This window comes from Isoptericola aurantiacus (assembly GCF_044769875.1).
Lineage (GTDB): Bacteria > Actinomycetota > Actinomycetes > Actinomycetales > Cellulomonadaceae > Isoptericola > Isoptericola aurantiacus.
Window position 1 is genome coordinate 551487 of record NZ_JBJBAE010000001.1, and the last position, 16295, is coordinate 567781.

General features: G+C 73.4%; 15 protein-coding genes. 8 read left to right on the forward strand and 7 right to left on the reverse strand.

The features are described from left to right. Positions 1-22: 22 nt before the first annotated feature. The 3 genes from mshD (at position 23) to ACIQLL_RS02420 (ending at position 4470) form a co-directional block, all read left to right on the forward strand. Positions 23-961, forward strand: a complete 939-nt coding sequence (gene mshD / locus ACIQLL_RS02410) for a mycothiol synthase (RefSeq protein WP_402462747.1) — start codon at positions 23-25, stop codon at positions 959-961. 81 nt (positions 962-1042) lie between these two features. After that, positions 1043-3427 carry an RNA degradosome polyphosphate kinase gene (locus ACIQLL_RS02415; protein ID WP_402462750.1) on the forward strand — a complete coding sequence of 795 codons (2385 nt, stop codon included), beginning with the start codon at positions 1043-1045 and terminating at the stop codon, positions 3425-3427. Further along, complete coding sequence (locus ACIQLL_RS02420; RefSeq protein WP_402462753.1) at positions 3424-4470, forward strand: NUDIX hydrolase; 1047 nt, start codon at positions 3424-3426, stop codon at positions 4468-4470. The genes ACIQLL_RS02415 and ACIQLL_RS02420 overlap by 4 nt, the downstream gene beginning before the upstream one ends. Before the next feature lie 76 nt (positions 4471-4546). On the opposite strand, the gene ACIQLL_RS02425 is transcribed toward ACIQLL_RS02420, so the two are convergent. From ACIQLL_RS02425 to ACIQLL_RS02435, 3 genes are all read right to left on the reverse strand, one after another. Continuing rightward, positions 4547-5551: an inorganic phosphate transporter gene (locus tag ACIQLL_RS02425; RefSeq protein WP_402462756.1), complete on the reverse strand. Its 1005-nt coding sequence runs from the start codon at positions 5549-5551 to the stop codon at positions 4547-4549. Between the two features lie 2 nt (positions 5552-5553). After that, positions 5554-6174, reverse strand: coding sequence for a DUF47 domain-containing protein (locus ACIQLL_RS02430; RefSeq protein WP_402462759.1), 621 nt, complete (start codon positions 6172-6174; stop codon positions 5554-5556). A 224-nt stretch (positions 6175-6398) separates the two neighbouring features. After that, positions 6399-6998 (reverse strand): hypothetical protein, encoded by a 600-nt coding sequence (locus ACIQLL_RS02435; RefSeq protein ID WP_402464606.1) that lies wholly within the window; start codon positions 6996-6998, stop codon positions 6399-6401. 150 nt (positions 6999-7148) lie between these two features. Here ACIQLL_RS02435 and ACIQLL_RS02440 point away from each other — a divergent pair, with 150 nt between their 5' ends. From ACIQLL_RS02440 to ACIQLL_RS02455, 4 genes are all read left to right on the forward strand, one after another. Then, on the forward strand, positions 7149-8603 hold the full coding sequence (locus tag ACIQLL_RS02440) for a sugar porter family MFS transporter (protein ID WP_402462762.1): 1455 nt from the start codon (positions 7149-7151) through the stop codon (positions 8601-8603). Between the two features lie 151 nt (positions 8604-8754). Further along, positions 8755-9204: a MarR family winged helix-turn-helix transcriptional regulator gene (locus tag ACIQLL_RS02445; RefSeq protein WP_402462765.1), complete on the forward strand. Its 450-nt coding sequence runs from the start codon at positions 8755-8757 to the stop codon at positions 9202-9204. Between the two features lie 110 nt (positions 9205-9314). Then, the gene (locus tag ACIQLL_RS02450) at positions 9315-10958 is read left to right on the forward strand and encodes an MDR family MFS transporter (RefSeq protein WP_402464608.1); all 1644 of its coding nucleotides are present in this window, start codon (positions 9315-9317) and stop codon (positions 10956-10958) included. 238 nt (positions 10959-11196) lie between these two features. Further along, positions 11197-11727 carry a MarR family winged helix-turn-helix transcriptional regulator gene (locus ACIQLL_RS02455; protein WP_402462767.1) on the forward strand — a complete coding sequence of 177 codons (531 nt, stop codon included), beginning with the start codon at positions 11197-11199 and terminating at the stop codon, positions 11725-11727. On the opposite strand, the gene ACIQLL_RS02460 is transcribed toward ACIQLL_RS02455, so the two are convergent. From ACIQLL_RS02460 to ACIQLL_RS02470, 3 genes are all read right to left on the reverse strand, one after another. Next, a complete protein-coding gene (locus ACIQLL_RS02460; protein WP_402462769.1) occupies positions 11696-12421 on the reverse strand; it encodes a tyrosine-protein phosphatase in 726 nt (241 codons plus the stop codon). The genes ACIQLL_RS02455 and ACIQLL_RS02460 overlap by 32 nt on opposite strands. A 48-nt stretch (positions 12422-12469) precedes the next feature. Then, entirely contained in the window at positions 12470-12874 is a 405-nt protein-coding gene (gene msrB, locus ACIQLL_RS02465) for a peptide-methionine (R)-S-oxide reductase MsrB (protein WP_402462772.1), read from the reverse strand. Positions 12875-12938: 64 nt separating this feature from the next. Next, the gene (locus ACIQLL_RS02470; RefSeq protein WP_402462775.1) at positions 12939-14396 is read right to left on the reverse strand and encodes a DEAD/DEAH box helicase; all 1458 of its coding nucleotides are present in this window, start codon (positions 14394-14396) and stop codon (positions 12939-12941) included. A gap of 168 nt (positions 14397-14564) precedes the next feature. On the opposite strand from ACIQLL_RS02470, the gene ACIQLL_RS02475 reads away from it, so the two are divergent. Beyond that, entirely contained in the window at positions 14565-15314 is a 750-nt protein-coding gene (locus ACIQLL_RS02475; protein ID WP_402462778.1) for a M50 family metallopeptidase, read from the forward strand. 21 nt (positions 15315-15335) lie between these two features. Here the strand turns inward: ACIQLL_RS02475 and ACIQLL_RS02480 are convergent, their stop codons facing one another. Next, a complete protein-coding gene (locus ACIQLL_RS02480; RefSeq protein WP_402462781.1) occupies positions 15336-16163 on the reverse strand; it encodes a DUF1206 domain-containing protein in 828 nt (275 codons plus the stop codon). Positions 16164-16295: the final 132 nt, after the last annotated feature.

Below are 16295 nucleotides of genomic sequence, written 5' to 3' on the forward strand. Positions count from 1 at the left end.
GCCGGGGGCCACAATGGGAGCCGTGCGCCCTGACCTCCCGATCCAGATCGGCCCCCTGTCCCCGTCCGCCCAGGACGCCGTGCGCTCCCTCGCGGAGGCCGCCGCGGCGTCCGACGGCGTCGCCCCGTTGTCCGAGGAGCCGCTGCTGCACCTGGGCGACGCCGGTGCGGACCGCACCCACGTCGTCGTGCGCGCCACCGACGGCGCGGCGGCCGGGTACCTGCAGGTCGACCGTAGCGGCGACGTCGCGAGCGCCGAGCTGGTGGTCCACCCCGAGCACCGCCGCACCGGCGTCGGCACCCTGCTGCTGGGCACCGCCGAGCGGGACGCCCGTCTGCCCGAGCGGTCCGGCGCCCCGGACCAGCGCGGCAAGGCGCTGCGCCTGTGGGCGCACGGCGACCTGCCGGCGGCTCGCGCGTTCGCTGCCGCGCGCGGACTGCACAGCGTGCGCGAGCTGCTGTTCCTGGCGCGCCCCCTGACCGACGACGCCGCCGCGGTGGCCGCCCTCGAGGGGCTCGTGCTGCGCCCGTTCCGGCCGGGGGACGACGACGAGGCGTGGGTCGCGCTCAACGCCCGCGCGTTCGCCACCCACCCCGAGCAGGGTCGGCTCACGGTGGCCGACCTGCACGCGCGGATGCGGGAGCCGTGGTTCGACGCGGCGGGGCTCCTGCTGCTGGCGGACCCGCAGGGCCGGCTCGTCGGCTCGGTGTGGACCAAGATCGAGACCGACCAGCCGGACGGCACCCGCGACGGCGAGATCTACGCCGTCGGCATCGACCCCGACGCCCGGGGGCAGGGGCTGGGGCGGCTGCTCACCGAGGTCGGTCTGGCGCACCTCGCGGAGGCGGGCTGCACCAGGGCGGTGCTCTACGTCGACGGCGACAACGCCGCGGCACTGGCCACCTACGAGCGGACCGGGTTCACCCGGGCGGCGGTCGACGTCCAGTACGCCCGGGACTGAGGCGCGGGCGGGCGCCAGGACGGGGCCCGTGGATGTCGCGCACGTCACCCACCGTTCACCTTTCGGTGCCAGGATGGGCGCATGACGTCGTCCAGCACCGACCGGTCGGCACCGGCCCGGCCCCGCTCCGCCCGCCAGCGTGACGACCGCGGCCGGTTCGTCGCCGCCGCGACCACCACCACGTCCGAGACGCGCGCGACCGCCAAGGCGACGCCGCGCCGCATGGATCCCGAGCTCGCCGCGCACATCGCCGAGCACATCGCGGAGGACGTCGGCGACCGGCAGGTCGTGGCCGCCCCGGCCGACCTGGAGCCGCTGCCCCGGGACCGGTTCGCCGACCGGGAGCTGAGCTGGCTGACGTTCAACGAGCGGGTGCTCGAGCTGGCCGAGGACACCCGCCTGCCGCTGCTGGAGCGGGTGCGGTTCCTGGCGATCTTCGCCTCGAACCTGGACGAGTTCTTCATGGTGCGGGTCGCCGGGCTCAAGCGGCGCATGGCCACCGGCATCGCCGTCACGGCGGCCTCGGGCCTCAGCCCGCGCCGGGTGCTCGAGGGCATCGGTGAGGGCGCGCAGAACCTCATGGCGCGGCACGCCGAGGTCTTCCACCGCGACGTGCAGCCGCAGCTCGCCGACGAGGGCATCACGATCGTGCACTGGGACGAGCTGGCGGACAAGGAGCAGCAGCGCCTGCACAAGTTCTTCCGCAAGCAGATCTTCCCGGTGCTGACGCCGCTCGCCGTGGACCCGGCGCACCCGTTCCCGTACATCTCGGGGCTCTCGCTCAACCTGGCGGTGGTGGTGCTCAACCCGATCACGGGCAAGGAGCACTTCGCGCGGGTCAAGGTGCCGCCGCTGCTGCCGCGGTTCATCGCGGTGGACGACCGCGGCCGGCCCAGCGCGCCGACGCCGACCCAGAAGGGTGGGACCCAGAAGTCCTTCGTGCCGCTGGAGGAGGTCATCGCACAGCACCTGGACCACCTCTTCCCCGGGATGGAGGTGCGCGAGCACCACACCTTCCGCGTGACCCGCAACGAGGACGTGGAGGTCGAGGAGGACGACGCCGAGAACCTCCTGCAGGCCATGGAGAAGGAGCTGCTGCGCCGTCGCTTCGGCCCGCCGGTGCGGCTCGAGCTGGCCGAGGGGATCTCCCCGCGCATCCGCGAGCTCCTCGTGCGCGAGCTCGGCGTCGTCGAGGAGGAGGTCTACGAGCTGCCGGCGCCCCTGGACCTGACCGGCCTCAACGTCATCGCGGACATCGACCGGGCCGAGCTCCACTACCCGCCGTTCGTCCCGACGACGCACCGCCAGCTCGCCGAGGTGGAGTCCGCGATGCCGGGCGACGTCTTCGCGGCGATCCGCGAGCGCGACGTGCTGCTGCACCACCCGTACGACTCGTTCTCCACCTCGGTGCAGACCTTCCTCGAGCAGGCCGCCACCGACCCGAAGGTGCTCGCGATCAAGCAGACGCTGTACCGCACCTCGGGCGACTCCCCGATCGTGGACGCCCTCATCGACGCCGCGGACGCCGGCAAGCAGGTGCTGGCCCTGGTGGAGATCAAGGCGCGGTTCGACGAGCAGGCGAACATCTCCTGGGCGCGCAAGCTCGAGGAGGCGGGCGTGCACGTCGTCTACGGCATCGTCGGGCTCAAGACCCACTGCAAGCTCTCGCTGGTGGTGCGCCAGGAGAGCGACGGCCTGCGCCGCTACTGCCACGTCGGCACGGGCAACTACCACCCGAAGACGGCGCGCCTGTACACCGACCACGGCCTGCTGACCTGCGACCCGGACGTCGGCCAGGACCTGACCCGCCTGTTCAACCAGCTGTCCGGGTACGCGCCGCAGTCGCGGTTCCACCGGCTGCTGGTCGCGCCCCGCACCGTGCGCAGCGGGCTGGTCGAACGGATCGACCGGGAGGCGGCCGCGGCCCGCGCCGGGCACGAGGCGTGGGTCAAGATCAAGGTGAACTCCGCCGTCGACGAGGCCACGATCGACGCCCTGTACCGCGCCTCGCAGGCGGGCGTGTCCGTCGATCTCGTGGTCCGCGGCATCTGCGCGCTGCGCCCCGGTGTCCCCGGCCTGAGCGAGAACATCCGGGTGCGGTCGATCCTGGGCCGGTTCCTGGAGCACTCGCGCATCTACGCGTTCGCCAACTCGGCCGGTCCGGCCATCGGCGAGGGGCCCGAGACCGGTCCGGAGGTGTTCATCGGTTCGGCCGACCTCATGCACCGCAACCTCGACCGCCGGGTCGAGGCGCTGGTCCGCATCGTCGACCCCGGTCAGATCGCCGAGCTGCTGGACCTCGTCGACGCCTCGATGTCCCCGGACACCGCGACCTGGATCCTGCAGCCCGACGGCACCTGGGAGCGTCACGACGTCACCGCCGACGGCGAGCCGGCGGCGGACCTGCAGGCGGTGCTCGTGGATCGTCACCGGCGTCGTCCCCCGGGTGCCGGCGCACAGGTATGACCTCGACCCCGTCCTCGCCGCGCCCGCTGCGGACCGCCACGCCGTTCGTCGACCCGCTCGGCGCGACGTCCGTACAGCACACCCCGGTCATCGAGACCGCGGGTGCGCTGGTGTGGCGCGTGCGGCACTCCCGGCTGCAGGTGCAGCTCGTGCACCGTCCGCGGTACGACGACTGGTCATGGCCCAAGGGCAAGCACGAGACCGGCGAGTCGCTGGCCGCCACGGCGGTGCGCGAGGTCGCCGAGGAGACCGGCAAGCCGATCGTGCTCGGGCTGCCGCTGCCCGGGCTGCAGTACCTCACGCCCGAGGGCCGCGTGAAGCGGGTGCACTACTGGGCGGCGCGCCGTGCGTCGGCGACGCGGGACGCCCGCGCGCTGGCGGCCCGGTCGCCCGTGGCGCCGGTGGACAAGAAGGAGATCGACCGGTGCGAGTGGCTCGACGTGGAGGACGCGGCGGAACGCCTCACCCGCGCCACCGACCGCGGCCCGCTCGACGCGCTCGTCGAGGCCCACCGTGACGACCTGCTGGGCACGCACGCCGTGACCATCGTCCGGCACGGCCGCGCGCTGAGCCGCAGCACCTGGCACGGCGCCGAGCAGGACCGTCCCCTGACCCCGCTCGGCCACGCCGAGGCCGCGGCGCTCGTACCGGTGCTGGCGGCGTACGGCGTCGGGACCGTCGTCTCCAGCCGGTGGGAGCGGTGCGCGACGACGATGGACCCGTTCGTCCGGGCGGCCGGCCTGCGCCCGGAGTACAGCGACAACCTGGGTGAGGCCCAGCACGAGCGGTCCCCCGCCCGGGTCGCCGCCGCGGTGCGCGACCTGCTGGAGGCCCCCCGCGCGTCCGTGCTGTGCACCCACCGCCCGGTGCTGCCCACCGTGCTCGACGTGCTCGGCCAGCACTCGCGACGGAGCGTGGCCACGGCCCTGCCCCGCCGGGACCCCTACCTGGAGACGGGTGAGGCCCTCGTCGCGCACGTCGCGCCGACGCCCAGGGGCCCGCGCGTCGTGGCCGCCGAGCGGGTCGCTCCCCCGGTCTTCTGAGGCGCCGCGCCCCCACCCGGCAGGACGACGGCGCGACGGCGCGACCGCGGTGGCCGGCGTGGAGCCGGCTGACCGGTCAGCCGGCCAGCGGGAGCAGCAGGAGCGTCACGACCGCGGCGACGGCGGCCGCCGCCGGGGCGGTGAGCACCCAGAAGACGGCGATGCTGCGGGCCACGCCCCAGCGCACGGCCGACATCCGCCGCGTGGCGCCGACGCCCACGATCGCCGAGGTGATGGTGTGGGTGGTGGACACCGGGGCGTACAGGACGATCGCGTTGGCGTACAGCACCAGCGAGGCCACGGTCTCGGCGACGAACCCGCGGGCCGGGTCGAGCTCGATGATCCGCCGGCCGAGGGTGCGCACGATCCGCCAGCCTCCCGCGTACGTGCCGGCGGCCATCGCCGCGGCGGCCGAGATCTTCACCCACCACGGGATGCCGGCGTCGGCTGCCACGGCCCCGACGGTGAGCAGCGCGAGCCAGACGACGCCCATCGTCTTCTGGGCCGCCTGCAGCCCGTGACCGAGCGCCATCGCGGCGGCCGACGCCGTCTGCGCGATCCGGAAGCGGCGGTTGACGCGCGCCGGGGCGGCGTTCCGGAAGGCCCACAGCAGCGCCACCATCAGGACGAACGCCAGGGCGAACCCGACGACGGGCGAGACGAGCATCGGCAGCACGACCTTGTCGACGATCTCACCGCCGTCGACGGTCGCCCCACCGGCGAGCCCGGCCCCGAGCAGCCCACCGATGAGGGAGTGCGTGGAGGACGACGGCATGCCGAACGACCACGCCAGCAGGTTCCAGGCGATGGCACCCACCAGGGCGCCGAGCAGCACGATCAGCGCCTGGACCGGCCCCTCGCCGTCGAGGTTCACGATGGAGGTCGCGATGGTCTCGGCCACGGCGGTCCCGAGGAGCGCTCCGACGAAGTTCATCACCGCCGCCATCGCGACGGCGATCCGCGGGGTCAGGGCGCGGGTCGAGACCGAGGTCGCCACCGCGTTCGCCGCGTCGAGGAAGCCGTTGGTGCCGGCGAACGCGAGGGCCAGCGCCACGACCACGACGAGGAGCGCGAACTCCACGGTCAGGACTCCTTGAGGGCGATCGTCTCGACGAGGTTGGCGACCCGCTCGAAGGCGTCCGTGGCCTCCTCCAGGACGTCCACGACCTCCTTGAGCTTGATGAGCGTGACGGGGTCGGTGACCCGGTCGAAGAGGTGCCCGAGCAGGGAGCGGTGCAGCGTGTCGCCCTGGTTCTCGAGGCGGTTGATCTCGACGCAGTACTCGGAGAGCTGTTCGAGCCGGCGCAGCCGCGGCATGGCGTCGGCGGTGAGCTCGGCGCACCGCTGCAGGACCTGCACCTGCTCGGAGACCGCCATCGGCAGCTCCTCGATCCGGTACAGCACGATGAGCTGGCCGGCCTCGTCCATGGCGTCCATGCAGTCGTCGAGCGCCGAGGCCAGACCGTAGATGTCGTCCCGGTCGAACGGGGTCACGAACGACCTGTTGAGCCGCTTCATGATCGAGTGGGCGACGTCGTCGGCCAGGTGCTCGACCTCGGTCAGCCGCGTGACCACGCCCTCCCGCTCGAGGCGCGTGGCCCCGAGGAGCTCGGCGAGGAGGCTCGCGCCGGTGACCGTGTGACGGGCCAGCGCCGCCAGCAGGTCGAAGTAGGTCGAGTCGCGCGGGGTCAGACGCAGGCGCACGTGGGGCTCCCGAGGAGGAAGGACGGCAAGTCAGTCACAGGGTAGGGCCCGGGCGGGCCCACTCGGTGAATCCGTTCACGGAGCGGCACGTCCTTCGGGCTCGGGCACGAGGTGCGACGCCGGACCGGGAGCGCCTCTCGGCGCGTGGCCGCTCGTAGCGGCTGAAGATGGAGCCCGGGGCTACCGCGGCCCGACGCCGCGCCACCATCGTAAGGGCGGGGAGGCTAGTCGAGCGAACCCGCACGCCACAGCGCGGCGGCGTGCTCGAGCTCCCCGGCGGTGCCGACCAGGTCGGCCGCGCCCCGGGTCATCCGGGCGGCCGACCCGGGGTCGGCGACCTCGCGGGCATCGGCGTCGTAGGCGGCGCCGGTCGCGAGGATGCGGCAGAACGCGCCGGCCCGCTCCAGGGCGACGTCGAGGTCCGCGGAGTAGACGCCCGAGAGGACGGTGTCGGCGAGCGCCCGCAGGTCCTCGGGCGTGGGGGGCCGCGGGACCCCGGCCACGACCTCGTCCACGGGTGCGGCATCGACGCCCAGGCGGTAGCGCAGGCCCACGGTGCGCGGGTCCCGGCGGACCCACTCCCGCAGGGCGTACAGCCGCCACAGGGCACCGGGCAGCGTCGCGGGGGCGGCGTCGGCCCACAGCCCCGCGACGACGTCGAGCCCTTCGTCCTCGACGAGCCGCACGAGGCGGCCGACGATCTCCGGGTCCTCGGCCGCACGGGCGGCGTGGACGACGGCGTGCGCCGTGGTGTGCGCGATCTCGTCGCGCCGGGCAGGGTCGATCGAACCCGGGATCTGCTCCACGTCGCGCGGGTCGAGCATGGCCGGGCGCCGGTAACGGGGACGGTCGTTCACCCCACCAGTCTCGCAGGCCGACCGCGCGACCTGGTGCTCGCCGTGCCCGGACCGACGAGCGGACCTAGCATCGCCGACAGACGTCCCCCCGCGGGACACCTGACGGAAGGACCTGGCATGACACCCACCGGACCCAGCACGACCGGGGCGCGTGCGGCGCACCGCAAGGCGATCGGCCTGGCGGTCGCCGCCGCCGTCGGCGGCTTCCTCTTCGGCTTCGACTCGTCCGTGATCAACGGCGCCGTCGATGCCGTCGAGGGGCAGTTCGACCTGAGCTCCACGGTCACGGGGCTCGTGGTCGCGATCGCCCTGCTGGGCTGTGCCCTGGGCGCCTGGGGCGGGGGGCGGCTGGCCGACCACTGGGGCCGCACCCGGGTCATGGTGCTCGGCGCGGGCCTGTTCTTCGTCTCCTCGATCCTGTCGGCGGCGGCATGGAGCGCCCTGGACCTGGCCGCGTGGCGGTTCATGGCCGGCGTCGGGATCGGCATCGCCTCCGTGATCGCGCCGGCGTACATCGCCGAGATCTCTCCCGCCGCGATCCGTGGCCGCCTGGGGTCGCTGCAGCAGCTCGCGATCACCATCGGCATCTTCGCCGCGCTGCTGTCCGACCAGCTCATCGCCGAGGGCGCCGGCGGCGCGGACGGCACGCTGTGGTTCGGCTGGGACGCGTGGCGGTGGATGTTCCTGGTGGCCGTGGTGCCGGCGGCGGTCTACGGCCTCCTCGCGCTGGCCATGCCGGAGTCGCCGCGCTACCTGGTGGGCAAGGGCCGTGAGGACGACGCCCTGCGGGTCCTCGACTCCGTCCTGGGACCGGAGGAGTCCGCCGAGGACCGGCTGGCCGACATCAAGCGCCGCATCGCCGAGGACGCGAAGGACGAGGCCCACGGCTCGCTCAAGGGTTCGGCCCTCGGACTCAAGCCGATCGTGTGGGTCGGCGTGTTCCTCGCGATCTTCCAGCAGTTCGTCGGGATCAACGTGATCTTCTACTACTCGACGACGCTGTGGCAGGCGGTCGGGTTCGACGAGTCGCAGGCGTTCCTGGTGTCCACCATCACGTCCGTGACGAACATCGCGGTGACGTTCATCGCGATCGCCCTGATCGACAAGGTCGGACGGCGGCCGCTGCTGCTCATCGGCTCGGTCGGGATGGCGGTGACCCTGCTGCTCATGGCGCTGGCCTTCACCCAGGGGCACACCGTCACGGACTCCTCCGGCGCCGAGACCCTCGCCCTCGACGGCGCGTGGGCGACGATCGCCCTGATCTGCGCCAACCTGTTCGTGGTGTTCTTCGGCGCCACCTGGGGCCCGCTGATGTGGGTGATGCTCGGGGAGATGTTCCCCAACTCGATCCGGGCCGCCGCTCTCGGCGTGGCCGCGGCCGTGAACTGGCTGGCGAACTTCGCGATCACCCTGACGTTCCCGCCGATGCTGGACACGTTCGGCCCCTCGATCCCGTACCTCTTCTACGGGATCTGCGCGGCGCTGTCCTTCTTCTTCGTGCTGTGGAAGGTCGACGAGACCAACGGCAAGCAGCTCGAGGACATGAGCGAGGCCGTGCGGCACCGCTCCTGAGGGGGCTCACCCCTCCGGTCCGACGGCGGTCCGCCCCCTGCCCGGGGCGGGCCGCCGTCGTCGTGGGCGTGTGACCGAGACCACCGCCCGGACATTTGCTTGATGCAAGCATCTACCCTATCGTTGCGCAGAGCAACGAAAGGGAGTCGTCGTGTCCGAAGCCGCAGCCGCGCTGGTCGGCGCCCTCGAGTCCCTGTCCCGGGCGCAGCGCGACGCCGCGAGCCGCGTGGCACGCGAGCTCGACTGGCCGCGGTCCGGGCTCGGCATCGTCCGGACGCTCCGCTCGCGCGGCGCCGTCCAGCTCTGCGAGGTGTCGGAGACCCTGCGGGTCGACGCCTCCGTCGCCAGCCGGCAGGTCAGCGCGCTGGTCGACGCCGGCTACGTCCGCCGCACCGTCGACGAGACGGACCGGCGGGCACGCACGCTCGAGCTCACCGAGGCCGGGGAGCGGCTCGCCACCGAGTCCGACCGGTACTTCGACGACTTCCTCGGCGAGGCGTTCGCGGACTGGTCCGCCGACGCCCTCGACGACGCCATCGCCCAGATCCGCAACGTCGCGGCCGCCATCAGCTCCGTCCACCAGGAGGCCACGCACCGATGACCGACACCACCAGATCCCGCCAGGACACCGCGGGCTCCCCCGCCGCGGCGGTCGCCGCCGTCCCGGCCGAGCCGCTCGCCGCGTCCGGGACGCCCGACACCAAGCCCGCCATGACGCGCCGCGAGACCCTCGAGGCGCTGTCCGGCATCCTGCTCGGCGTCCTCGTCTCCCTGCTCGCCACGACCATCGTCTCCACGTCGCTGCCCCGCATCGTCGCCGACCTCGAGGGCTCGCAGCACTCCTACACGTGGGTCGTCACCGCGATGCTGCTGACGATGACCATCTCCACCCCGCTGTGGGGCAAGCTCGCCGACCTGACGAACCGCAAGGTCCTCATGCAGGTCGCCCTGATCATCACCGTGCTGTCCGCCGCGGCGGCCGGGCTGTCCCAGGACATCGAGTGGCTCATCGCCTGCCGCGCCCTGCAGGGCATCGGCGCCGGCGGCGTCATGTCGATGGCCACCGTCCTCATGGCCGACATCATCAGCCCGCGCGAGCGCGGCAAGTACATGGGCCTCATGGGTGCGGTCATGGCCGTCGCCCAGATCGGCGGCCCCCTGCTGGGCGGCGTCATCACCGACGCGGCCAGCTGGCGCTGGACGTTCTTCGTCGGCGTGCCGTTCGGCATCGCCGCGCTCATCACGCTGCAGCGCACCCTGCACCTGCCGAAGCGCGAGCGCCGCGACGTCAAGATCGACTACTGGGGCGCCTCGCTCATCGCCGTCGCGGTGGCCCTGCTGCTGCTGTGGGTCACGTTCGCCGGCGACCAGTTCGACTGGGCCTCCTGGCAGACCGCCGCGATGGTCGGCGGTGCCGTCCTCGCCCTGGTCGCCGTGATCTTCGTCGAGCGGGCCGTGTCCGAGCCGATCCTCCCGCTGCACCTATTCCGCAACCGCACGTTCGTGCTGGCCATCGTCGCCTCCGCCTCCGTCGGCGTGGCCATGTTCGGTACCGCCGTGTTCCTGGCCCAGTACTTCCAGCTCGCCCGCGGCAAGACGCCGACCGAGTCGGGTCTGCTCACCATCCCGATGGTCGTGGGCACGATGCTCGCCGGCGTCGTGCTGGGCCGCATCATCAGCGCGACCGGCCGGTACAAGGCGATCATGATCGGCGGGGCCGCGGTGCTGTCCCTGTCGCTGTTCGGTCTGTCCACCATCGCGGTCGACACCAGCTTCGTGGTGATCGGGGCCTACCTGTTCGGGCTGGGTCTGTCCGTGGGTGCGCTCATGCAGAACCTCGTGCTCGCCACGCAGAACACCCTGGACGTCCGCGAGATGGGCGCCGGCACCTCCGGCGTCGCGTTCTTCCGCTCGCTCGGTGGCGCGATCGGCGTCTCCGTGCTCGGCGCGATCATGGCCTCCACGGTCAAGACCGACCTGGCGTCCGGGCTCGCCGACCTCGGCGTCCCCGCCTCGGCGCTCGGCGGGAGCACCGGCTCGGTCCCGGACCTGTCCCAGGTCCCCGAGCCCGTGCGCGCGGTCATCGAGCAGTCCTACTCGAACGGGATCACGGAGATCTTCCTGTACGCCGTCCCCATGGCCGTCGTCTCGCTGATCGCCGTGCTGTTCATCAAGGAGATCCCGCTCGGCGAGCGGTCCGGCATCGAGCAGGCCCGCGACGTCGTGGCGCAGAACCCCAGCGCCCCCGCCGCCACGGAGATCGCCCTGGAGGCGGACGAGGCCCTGGTCGGCAGCGCCGGAGCGGGCGCCTCGGAGCGGCCGCGGGAGGTCACCCCGGAGCGCGACAACGCCTGAGGCTCCTGAGAGCTCCGCTGCCCGGCCCCGCAGGCCTGGCCCGACGCCGGTCACGCGCCGTCGAGCCAGGCCTGCGGGCCGGGCAGCAGCATCAGGACCGTCTCGATGGCGGTGGCGCCGTCGTCACCGTCATCAAATGACCCCAGCGGGCGGTTTTCACCCGCTCTGAGGCCCGGATCACCCACATTGTGACCCCGGAAGGGTCCCGGAAAGTTCTCGGGGCGACCATCATGGGTCCATGTACGCCGATGCTTCCCGCTCCACGTCACCGGACCCGCAGACCGACCCGTTCGGTGCGCTCGAACGCGAGGTGCGGGTCCTCATCCGCCGTGCGCAGTCGACCTCGGCGCAGACGGCACGCATCATCCATCCGGAGCTCGACGCGTCGGCCTACCCCCTGCTGGCGCACATCGCCGCGAACCCCGGCACGCGCGGGTCCGACCTCGCCGCGCACTTCGGCGTCGGGCGCGCCACCGTCTCGCGGCAGCTCAGCAGGCTCCACGAGCTCGGCCTGGTGCACCGCGAGACGGACCCGGAGGACACGCGCGGCCAGCAGATCACCCTCACCGAGCACGGGGCGAGCCGGTTCCGCCACGCCCGCGACGCCCGCATCACGATGCTCGAGGGGGCGCTGTCCGACTGGGAGAAGGACGACGTCGCCGAGCTCGCCCGGCTGCTCCACCACTACTCCGCCGACGTGGTGACGTGGCTCGGGTCCCAGCACGGGACCGAGGCGGTCAGCGCAGCAGCCGGTCCCGCAACGACCTGAGCGTCGCCACGTCACCGCCGTGGGCGGTGAACCAGCCGGCCGCGCCGCCGTCGTGCGCCGCCAACGCGGCCAGCACCGCCTCAATCGCGTGCGCCGGCGCCGTCAGCAGCTCCGGGGGCAGCGCGGCGACCACGTGCGCGTCCTTCCGGGGCGTCCGCGCCGTGGCCCGCGCCCGGACGATCACCGCCGGCATGTTCGCGTCGGTCCGCACGTAGTCGGCGACGATGTCGCGACGGTCCACCCCGACCAGCGCCAGCACGACGGCGACGAGCACCCCCGTGCGGTCCTTCCCGGCGGTGCAGTGCACCAGCACGGGTGCTGGGTCGGAGGCGACCGCCTCCGCACCGGCGACCAGGTGCCGCGCCCCCGGGCCGTCGAGCATCTCCAGGTAGAGGCGGCCGAGGTCGAAGGGGACGACGTCGCCCCCGGACCCTGCGCGCGTCGTCGCGCCCGTCAGGACCGGCAACGAGCGGACCTCGGCCTCCCCGGCCAGCGGGTGGGCCTCGGCGCCCTCGTCGGGGTCCCGCAGGTCCAGGACCGTCCGTGGCGGCCACGCGACGCCGTCGGGTTCGACGTCGCCCGCGCGCGGCGCGTCGGAGCGCAGGAGCACGTCCGTGCGCAGCAGGGCCGACGCCGCACCGACGTCGCGCAGGTTGACGAGGTGGTCCGGCACGGCAGAGGTCTCGACGCTCATGGGGTGACCGTAGCGGTGGTCCGCGCCGTGCGAGGGCCGGACCCGGTGTCAGGACGCCGCGGGCTCGAACGCCAGGCTCACCGAGTTCATGCAGAACCGGTCCCCGGTCGGGGTCTGCGGGGCGTCCTTGAACACGTGCCCGAGGTGGGATCCGCAGCGGGCGCATCGCACCTCGGTGCGCACCATGCCCAGCGACCGGTCCTCGATCAGCTCGACACGGTCCCCGGCCAGCGGCGTGAAGAACGACGGCCAGCCGCAGTGCGAGTCGAACTTGGTGTCGCTGCGGAACAGCTCGTTGCTGCACGCCCGGCACCGGTAGACACCCTCGCGCCGCTCGTCCAGCAGCTCACCGGTCCAGGCGCGTTCGGTGCCCGCCTGGCGCAGCACGCTGAACTCCTGCGGCGACAGCTCGACCCGCCACTCGTCCTCGCTCTTCGCGACCTCGTACGTCATGGCCACGGCAACGCCCGGCGTCCGGATGCTGTTCCCGGACGCCGGGCGTGATGGTCGGTGAGGCTCAGCGCTGGCCACGGGCCGACGGCTGGCGTCCACCCTGCGAGCGGCCGCCCTGCTGGCCCGCGCGCGCGCCGCCGGTGCCCTGACCGCCGCCCTGGCCGCCCCGGCCGCGACGACGGCGGTTGCGCCCGCCACCCGAACCCGCGGCGCCGCCGCCCTGCGAGCCGCCCTGGGAGCCCCGGCCACCCTGGCCCTGACCGCCGGAGCGCTGGCCCTGCGGCTTCTTGCGCGCAGGCTGCTGCTGCTGGACGACGGGCGCCGGCTTCACGTACGGCGCGACCTCGCCCACCAGCCCGGTCACGACCGCGTCACCCGGCGCGACCTGCTGCGGGCGCGCGGTGATCCGGGCCTTGCGGGTCAGGTCACGCACGTCGCCGCGCTCCTCGGGGAGCATGACGGTGACGACGTCGCCGACCGATCCGGCCCGCGCGGTGCGACCCGACCGGTGCAGGTACGCCTTGTGCTCGGCCGGCGGGTCGACGTGGACCACGAGCTCGACCTCGTCGACGTGGATGCCGCGGGCCGCGATGTCGGTCGCGACCATGACCTTGACGTCGCCGGAGGAGAACGCCGCGAGGTTGCGCTCGCGCGCGCCCTGGCCGAGGTTGCCGTGCAGGTCGACGGCGGGCACCCCGGCGGCGGTGAGCTGCTTGGCCAGCTTCTTGGCCTGGTGCTTGGTGCGCATGAACAGCACGCGGCGGCCGGTGCCCTGGGCGAGCTGGTGCACGACCTGCTTCTTCGCCTCCTTGTCGGCGACGGCGAGGATGTGGTGCGTCATCTGCGGCGGCGGGGCCGCGGCGTCGTCCACCGAGTGCGTGACCGGGTTCTTCAGGTAGCGCTTGACCAGCACGTCCACGCCGTTGTCCAGCGTGGCCGAGAAGAGCAGCCGCTGCCCGGTGCGCGGGGTGCGGTCCATGATCCGCTTCACGCCGGGCAGGAACCCGAGGTCGGCCATGTGGTCGGCCTCGTCGAGGATCGTGATCGCCACGTCGTCGAGCGTGAGGAGCTTCTGGTTGAGCAGGTCCTCGAGGCGGCCGGGGCAGGCGATGACGATGTCCACGCCCTGGTTGAGCGCAGTCACCTGACGCGACTGCGCGACGCCGCCGAAGATCGTCGTCGTCCGCAGGCCGAGGGCCTCGGCGAGCGGCTTCATGGTGGCGTCGATCTGGTTGGCGAGCTCACGGGTGGGGCAGAGCACCAGGGCCCGCGGGGCGGCGGCGCGCAGCGCGCGCCGGCCGGCGGCCTTGGCCGCGGCCTTCTGCCGGGCGAGCTCGGTGACGGTCGGCAGGGAGAACGCGAGGGTCTTGCCCGATCCGGTGCGGCCGCGGCCGAGCACGTCCTTGCCGGCGAGCGTGTCCGGCAGCGACGCGGACTGGATCGGGAAGGGGGTGGTGATGCCGGCGTCCGTCAGGTGCTTCACGACAGGGGCGGGCAGGCCGAAATCGGCGAAGGAAGTCAAGGAAGTGCCTCTCTGGGACGTCGGACGACGCCCTGGTCGGGGTCCGCCGCACGCAATCCGGGGGGATCTCCACGACGTGGGGCGCGCGGGATCGCGCTGCCCTCTCCCGGACATTCTCGCACGTCCGGGGCCGCGGGGGCCGCGGAGTGCCCAGCGTCACATGGTGGAATGGCCCGCGTGGACGACTTCTTCGCGACCGCCGGTGACGTGCTCGGGCAGATCTGGACGGCGGCCACCACCCCGGTGGACCCGCCCGACCAGACCGTCGTGCTCGCCGTCGCACTGGTCGCCCTGGCCGTCGTCGTGGTCACCCCCGTGTGGCGGGTGGCCCGGCACGTCGTCACGATCGCGCACGAGGGGGCGCACGCCGTCGTCGCGATGCTCACCGGCCGGCGCCTCGACGGCATCCGGCTGCACTCGGACACCTCCGGCCTGACCGTGACGGCCGGCCGTCCCCGCGGGCTCGGCATGATCCTCACGGCGTTCGCCGGCTACGTGGGGCCGGGGATCGTGGGTCTCGGGGCCGCCTGGTTGCTGCGCGCGGGCTACGCCGTCGGGCTGCTGTGGCTCCTGGTCGTGCTGCTGGCGCTGCTCCTGCTGAAGATCCGCAACTGGTTCGGCCTGTGGTCGGTGCTGGTCAGCGGCGCCGCCCTGGTCGGGGTCTCCTGGTGGCTGGACCCCGCGGCGCAGTCCGCCGTGGCGTACACCGTGACGTGGTTCCTGCTCCTGGGCGCCGTGCGCCCGGTCGTCGAGCTGCAGTCGCAGCGTGCCCGCGGCCGGGCCGGCACGTCCGACGCCGACCAGCTCGGCCGGCTCACCGGCGTGCCGGGACTCGTGTGGGTCGTGGTCTTCTTCCTGGTGACCGTGGGCTGCCTCGTGCTCGGCGCCGGGTGGATCGTCGGTCCGGTGCCCGCCTGACGACCCACCCGGGACGGCACCTCAGAGCCGGGCGTACCGGGCCCGGGCGAACGAGTACACGCCGTAGGCGGCGATGCCCACGCCGGTGACGACGAGCAGAACCGTGCCGAACGGCTGCTCCCGGATGGTGTGCAACGCGTCGTCGAGGCCTCCGGCCTTGTCGGCGTCGTGGGTGACGGCCGCGGCGACGAACAGTCCGCCGAGCACCGCGAGCGCCAGCCCCTTGGCGACGTAGCCCACCTGGCCGAGGCGCACGACGGCGGTGCCCACCGCCCCGCCGCCGGTGCCCTGCAGGTCCTCGAGGAACTTCTTGCGCCACCCCTTGACGACGTGGAAGACGCCCACACCCACGATGACGAGGCCGACGGCCCCGACCAGCCACTGGCCCGCCGTCGACTTCATGACGTCCGCGGTGAGGCTCTCCTGCTGGTTGCCGCCGCCCCCGGACCCGCCGCCGACGGCGAACTGCGCGGCGGTCCAGGCGAGCACCCCGTAGAGCACCGCCTTCGCGGCAGCCTTGAGACGGGCACCGACCTCCTTGGCGGAGTCCGTGCCGGGCACCCCGAGCAGGGCCTCGAGGAGCTGCCAGAGCGCCAGCGCGGCGAACCCGATCGTGACGACCCACAGGATGGCCGCACCGCCGGGAGCCTGTGCCAGCTGCCGGAAGGCACCGGACTGGTCGGCGCTGCCGGAGGACGAGCCGAACGCCAGCTGCACGGCGAGCACGCCGATCAGCAGGTGCAGGACGCCGGACGCCACGTAGCCCGCTCGGGCCAGCAGCTGCAGCGCGGTGCTGTGGCGTGCGCTGCGGGCTGCTCCCTCGGCCATGTGGGTCGGTGTGGAAGACAAGTGGTCACCTCCGTGTGCGCCACGACCGTCGCGGCGTGCCGGACACCATCCCGCAGATCCCACTTCTGCGCCACAGGGCGCGCAGCACGCCGTCCGGCGCGACACTGGAGTCCGGCCCGAGCGCAGGAGACC

Coding starts and splice junctions, on each gene's coding strand:
- ACIQLL_RS02415 (WP_402462750.1), top strand. CDS start 1,043: ATGACGTCGTCCAGCACCGACCGGTCGGCACCGGCCCGGCCCCGCTCC.
- ACIQLL_RS02475 (WP_402462778.1), top strand. CDS start 14,565: ATGGCCCGCGTGGACGACTTCTTCGCGACCGCCGGTGACGTGCTCGGG.
- ACIQLL_RS02435 (WP_402464606.1), bottom strand. CDS start 6,998: ATGCTCGACCCGCGCGACGTGGAGCAGATCCCGGGTTCGATCGACCCT.
- ACIQLL_RS02420 (WP_402462753.1), top strand. CDS start 3,424: ATGACCTCGACCCCGTCCTCGCCGCGCCCGCTGCGGACCGCCACGCCG.
- msrB (WP_402462772.1), bottom strand. CDS start 12,874: ATGACGTACGAGGTCGCGAAGAGCGAGGACGAGTGGCGGGTCGAGCTG.
- ACIQLL_RS02455 (WP_402462767.1), top strand. CDS start 11,197: ATGTACGCCGATGCTTCCCGCTCCACGTCACCGGACCCGCAGACCGAC.
- ACIQLL_RS02440 (WP_402462762.1), top strand. CDS start 7,149: ATGACACCCACCGGACCCAGCACGACCGGGGCGCGTGCGGCGCACCGC.
- ACIQLL_RS02450 (WP_402464608.1), top strand. CDS start 9,315: ATGACGCGCCGCGAGACCCTCGAGGCGCTGTCCGGCATCCTGCTCGGC.
- ACIQLL_RS02460 (WP_402462769.1), bottom strand. CDS start 12,421: ATGAGCGTCGAGACCTCTGCCGTGCCGGACCACCTCGTCAACCTGCGC.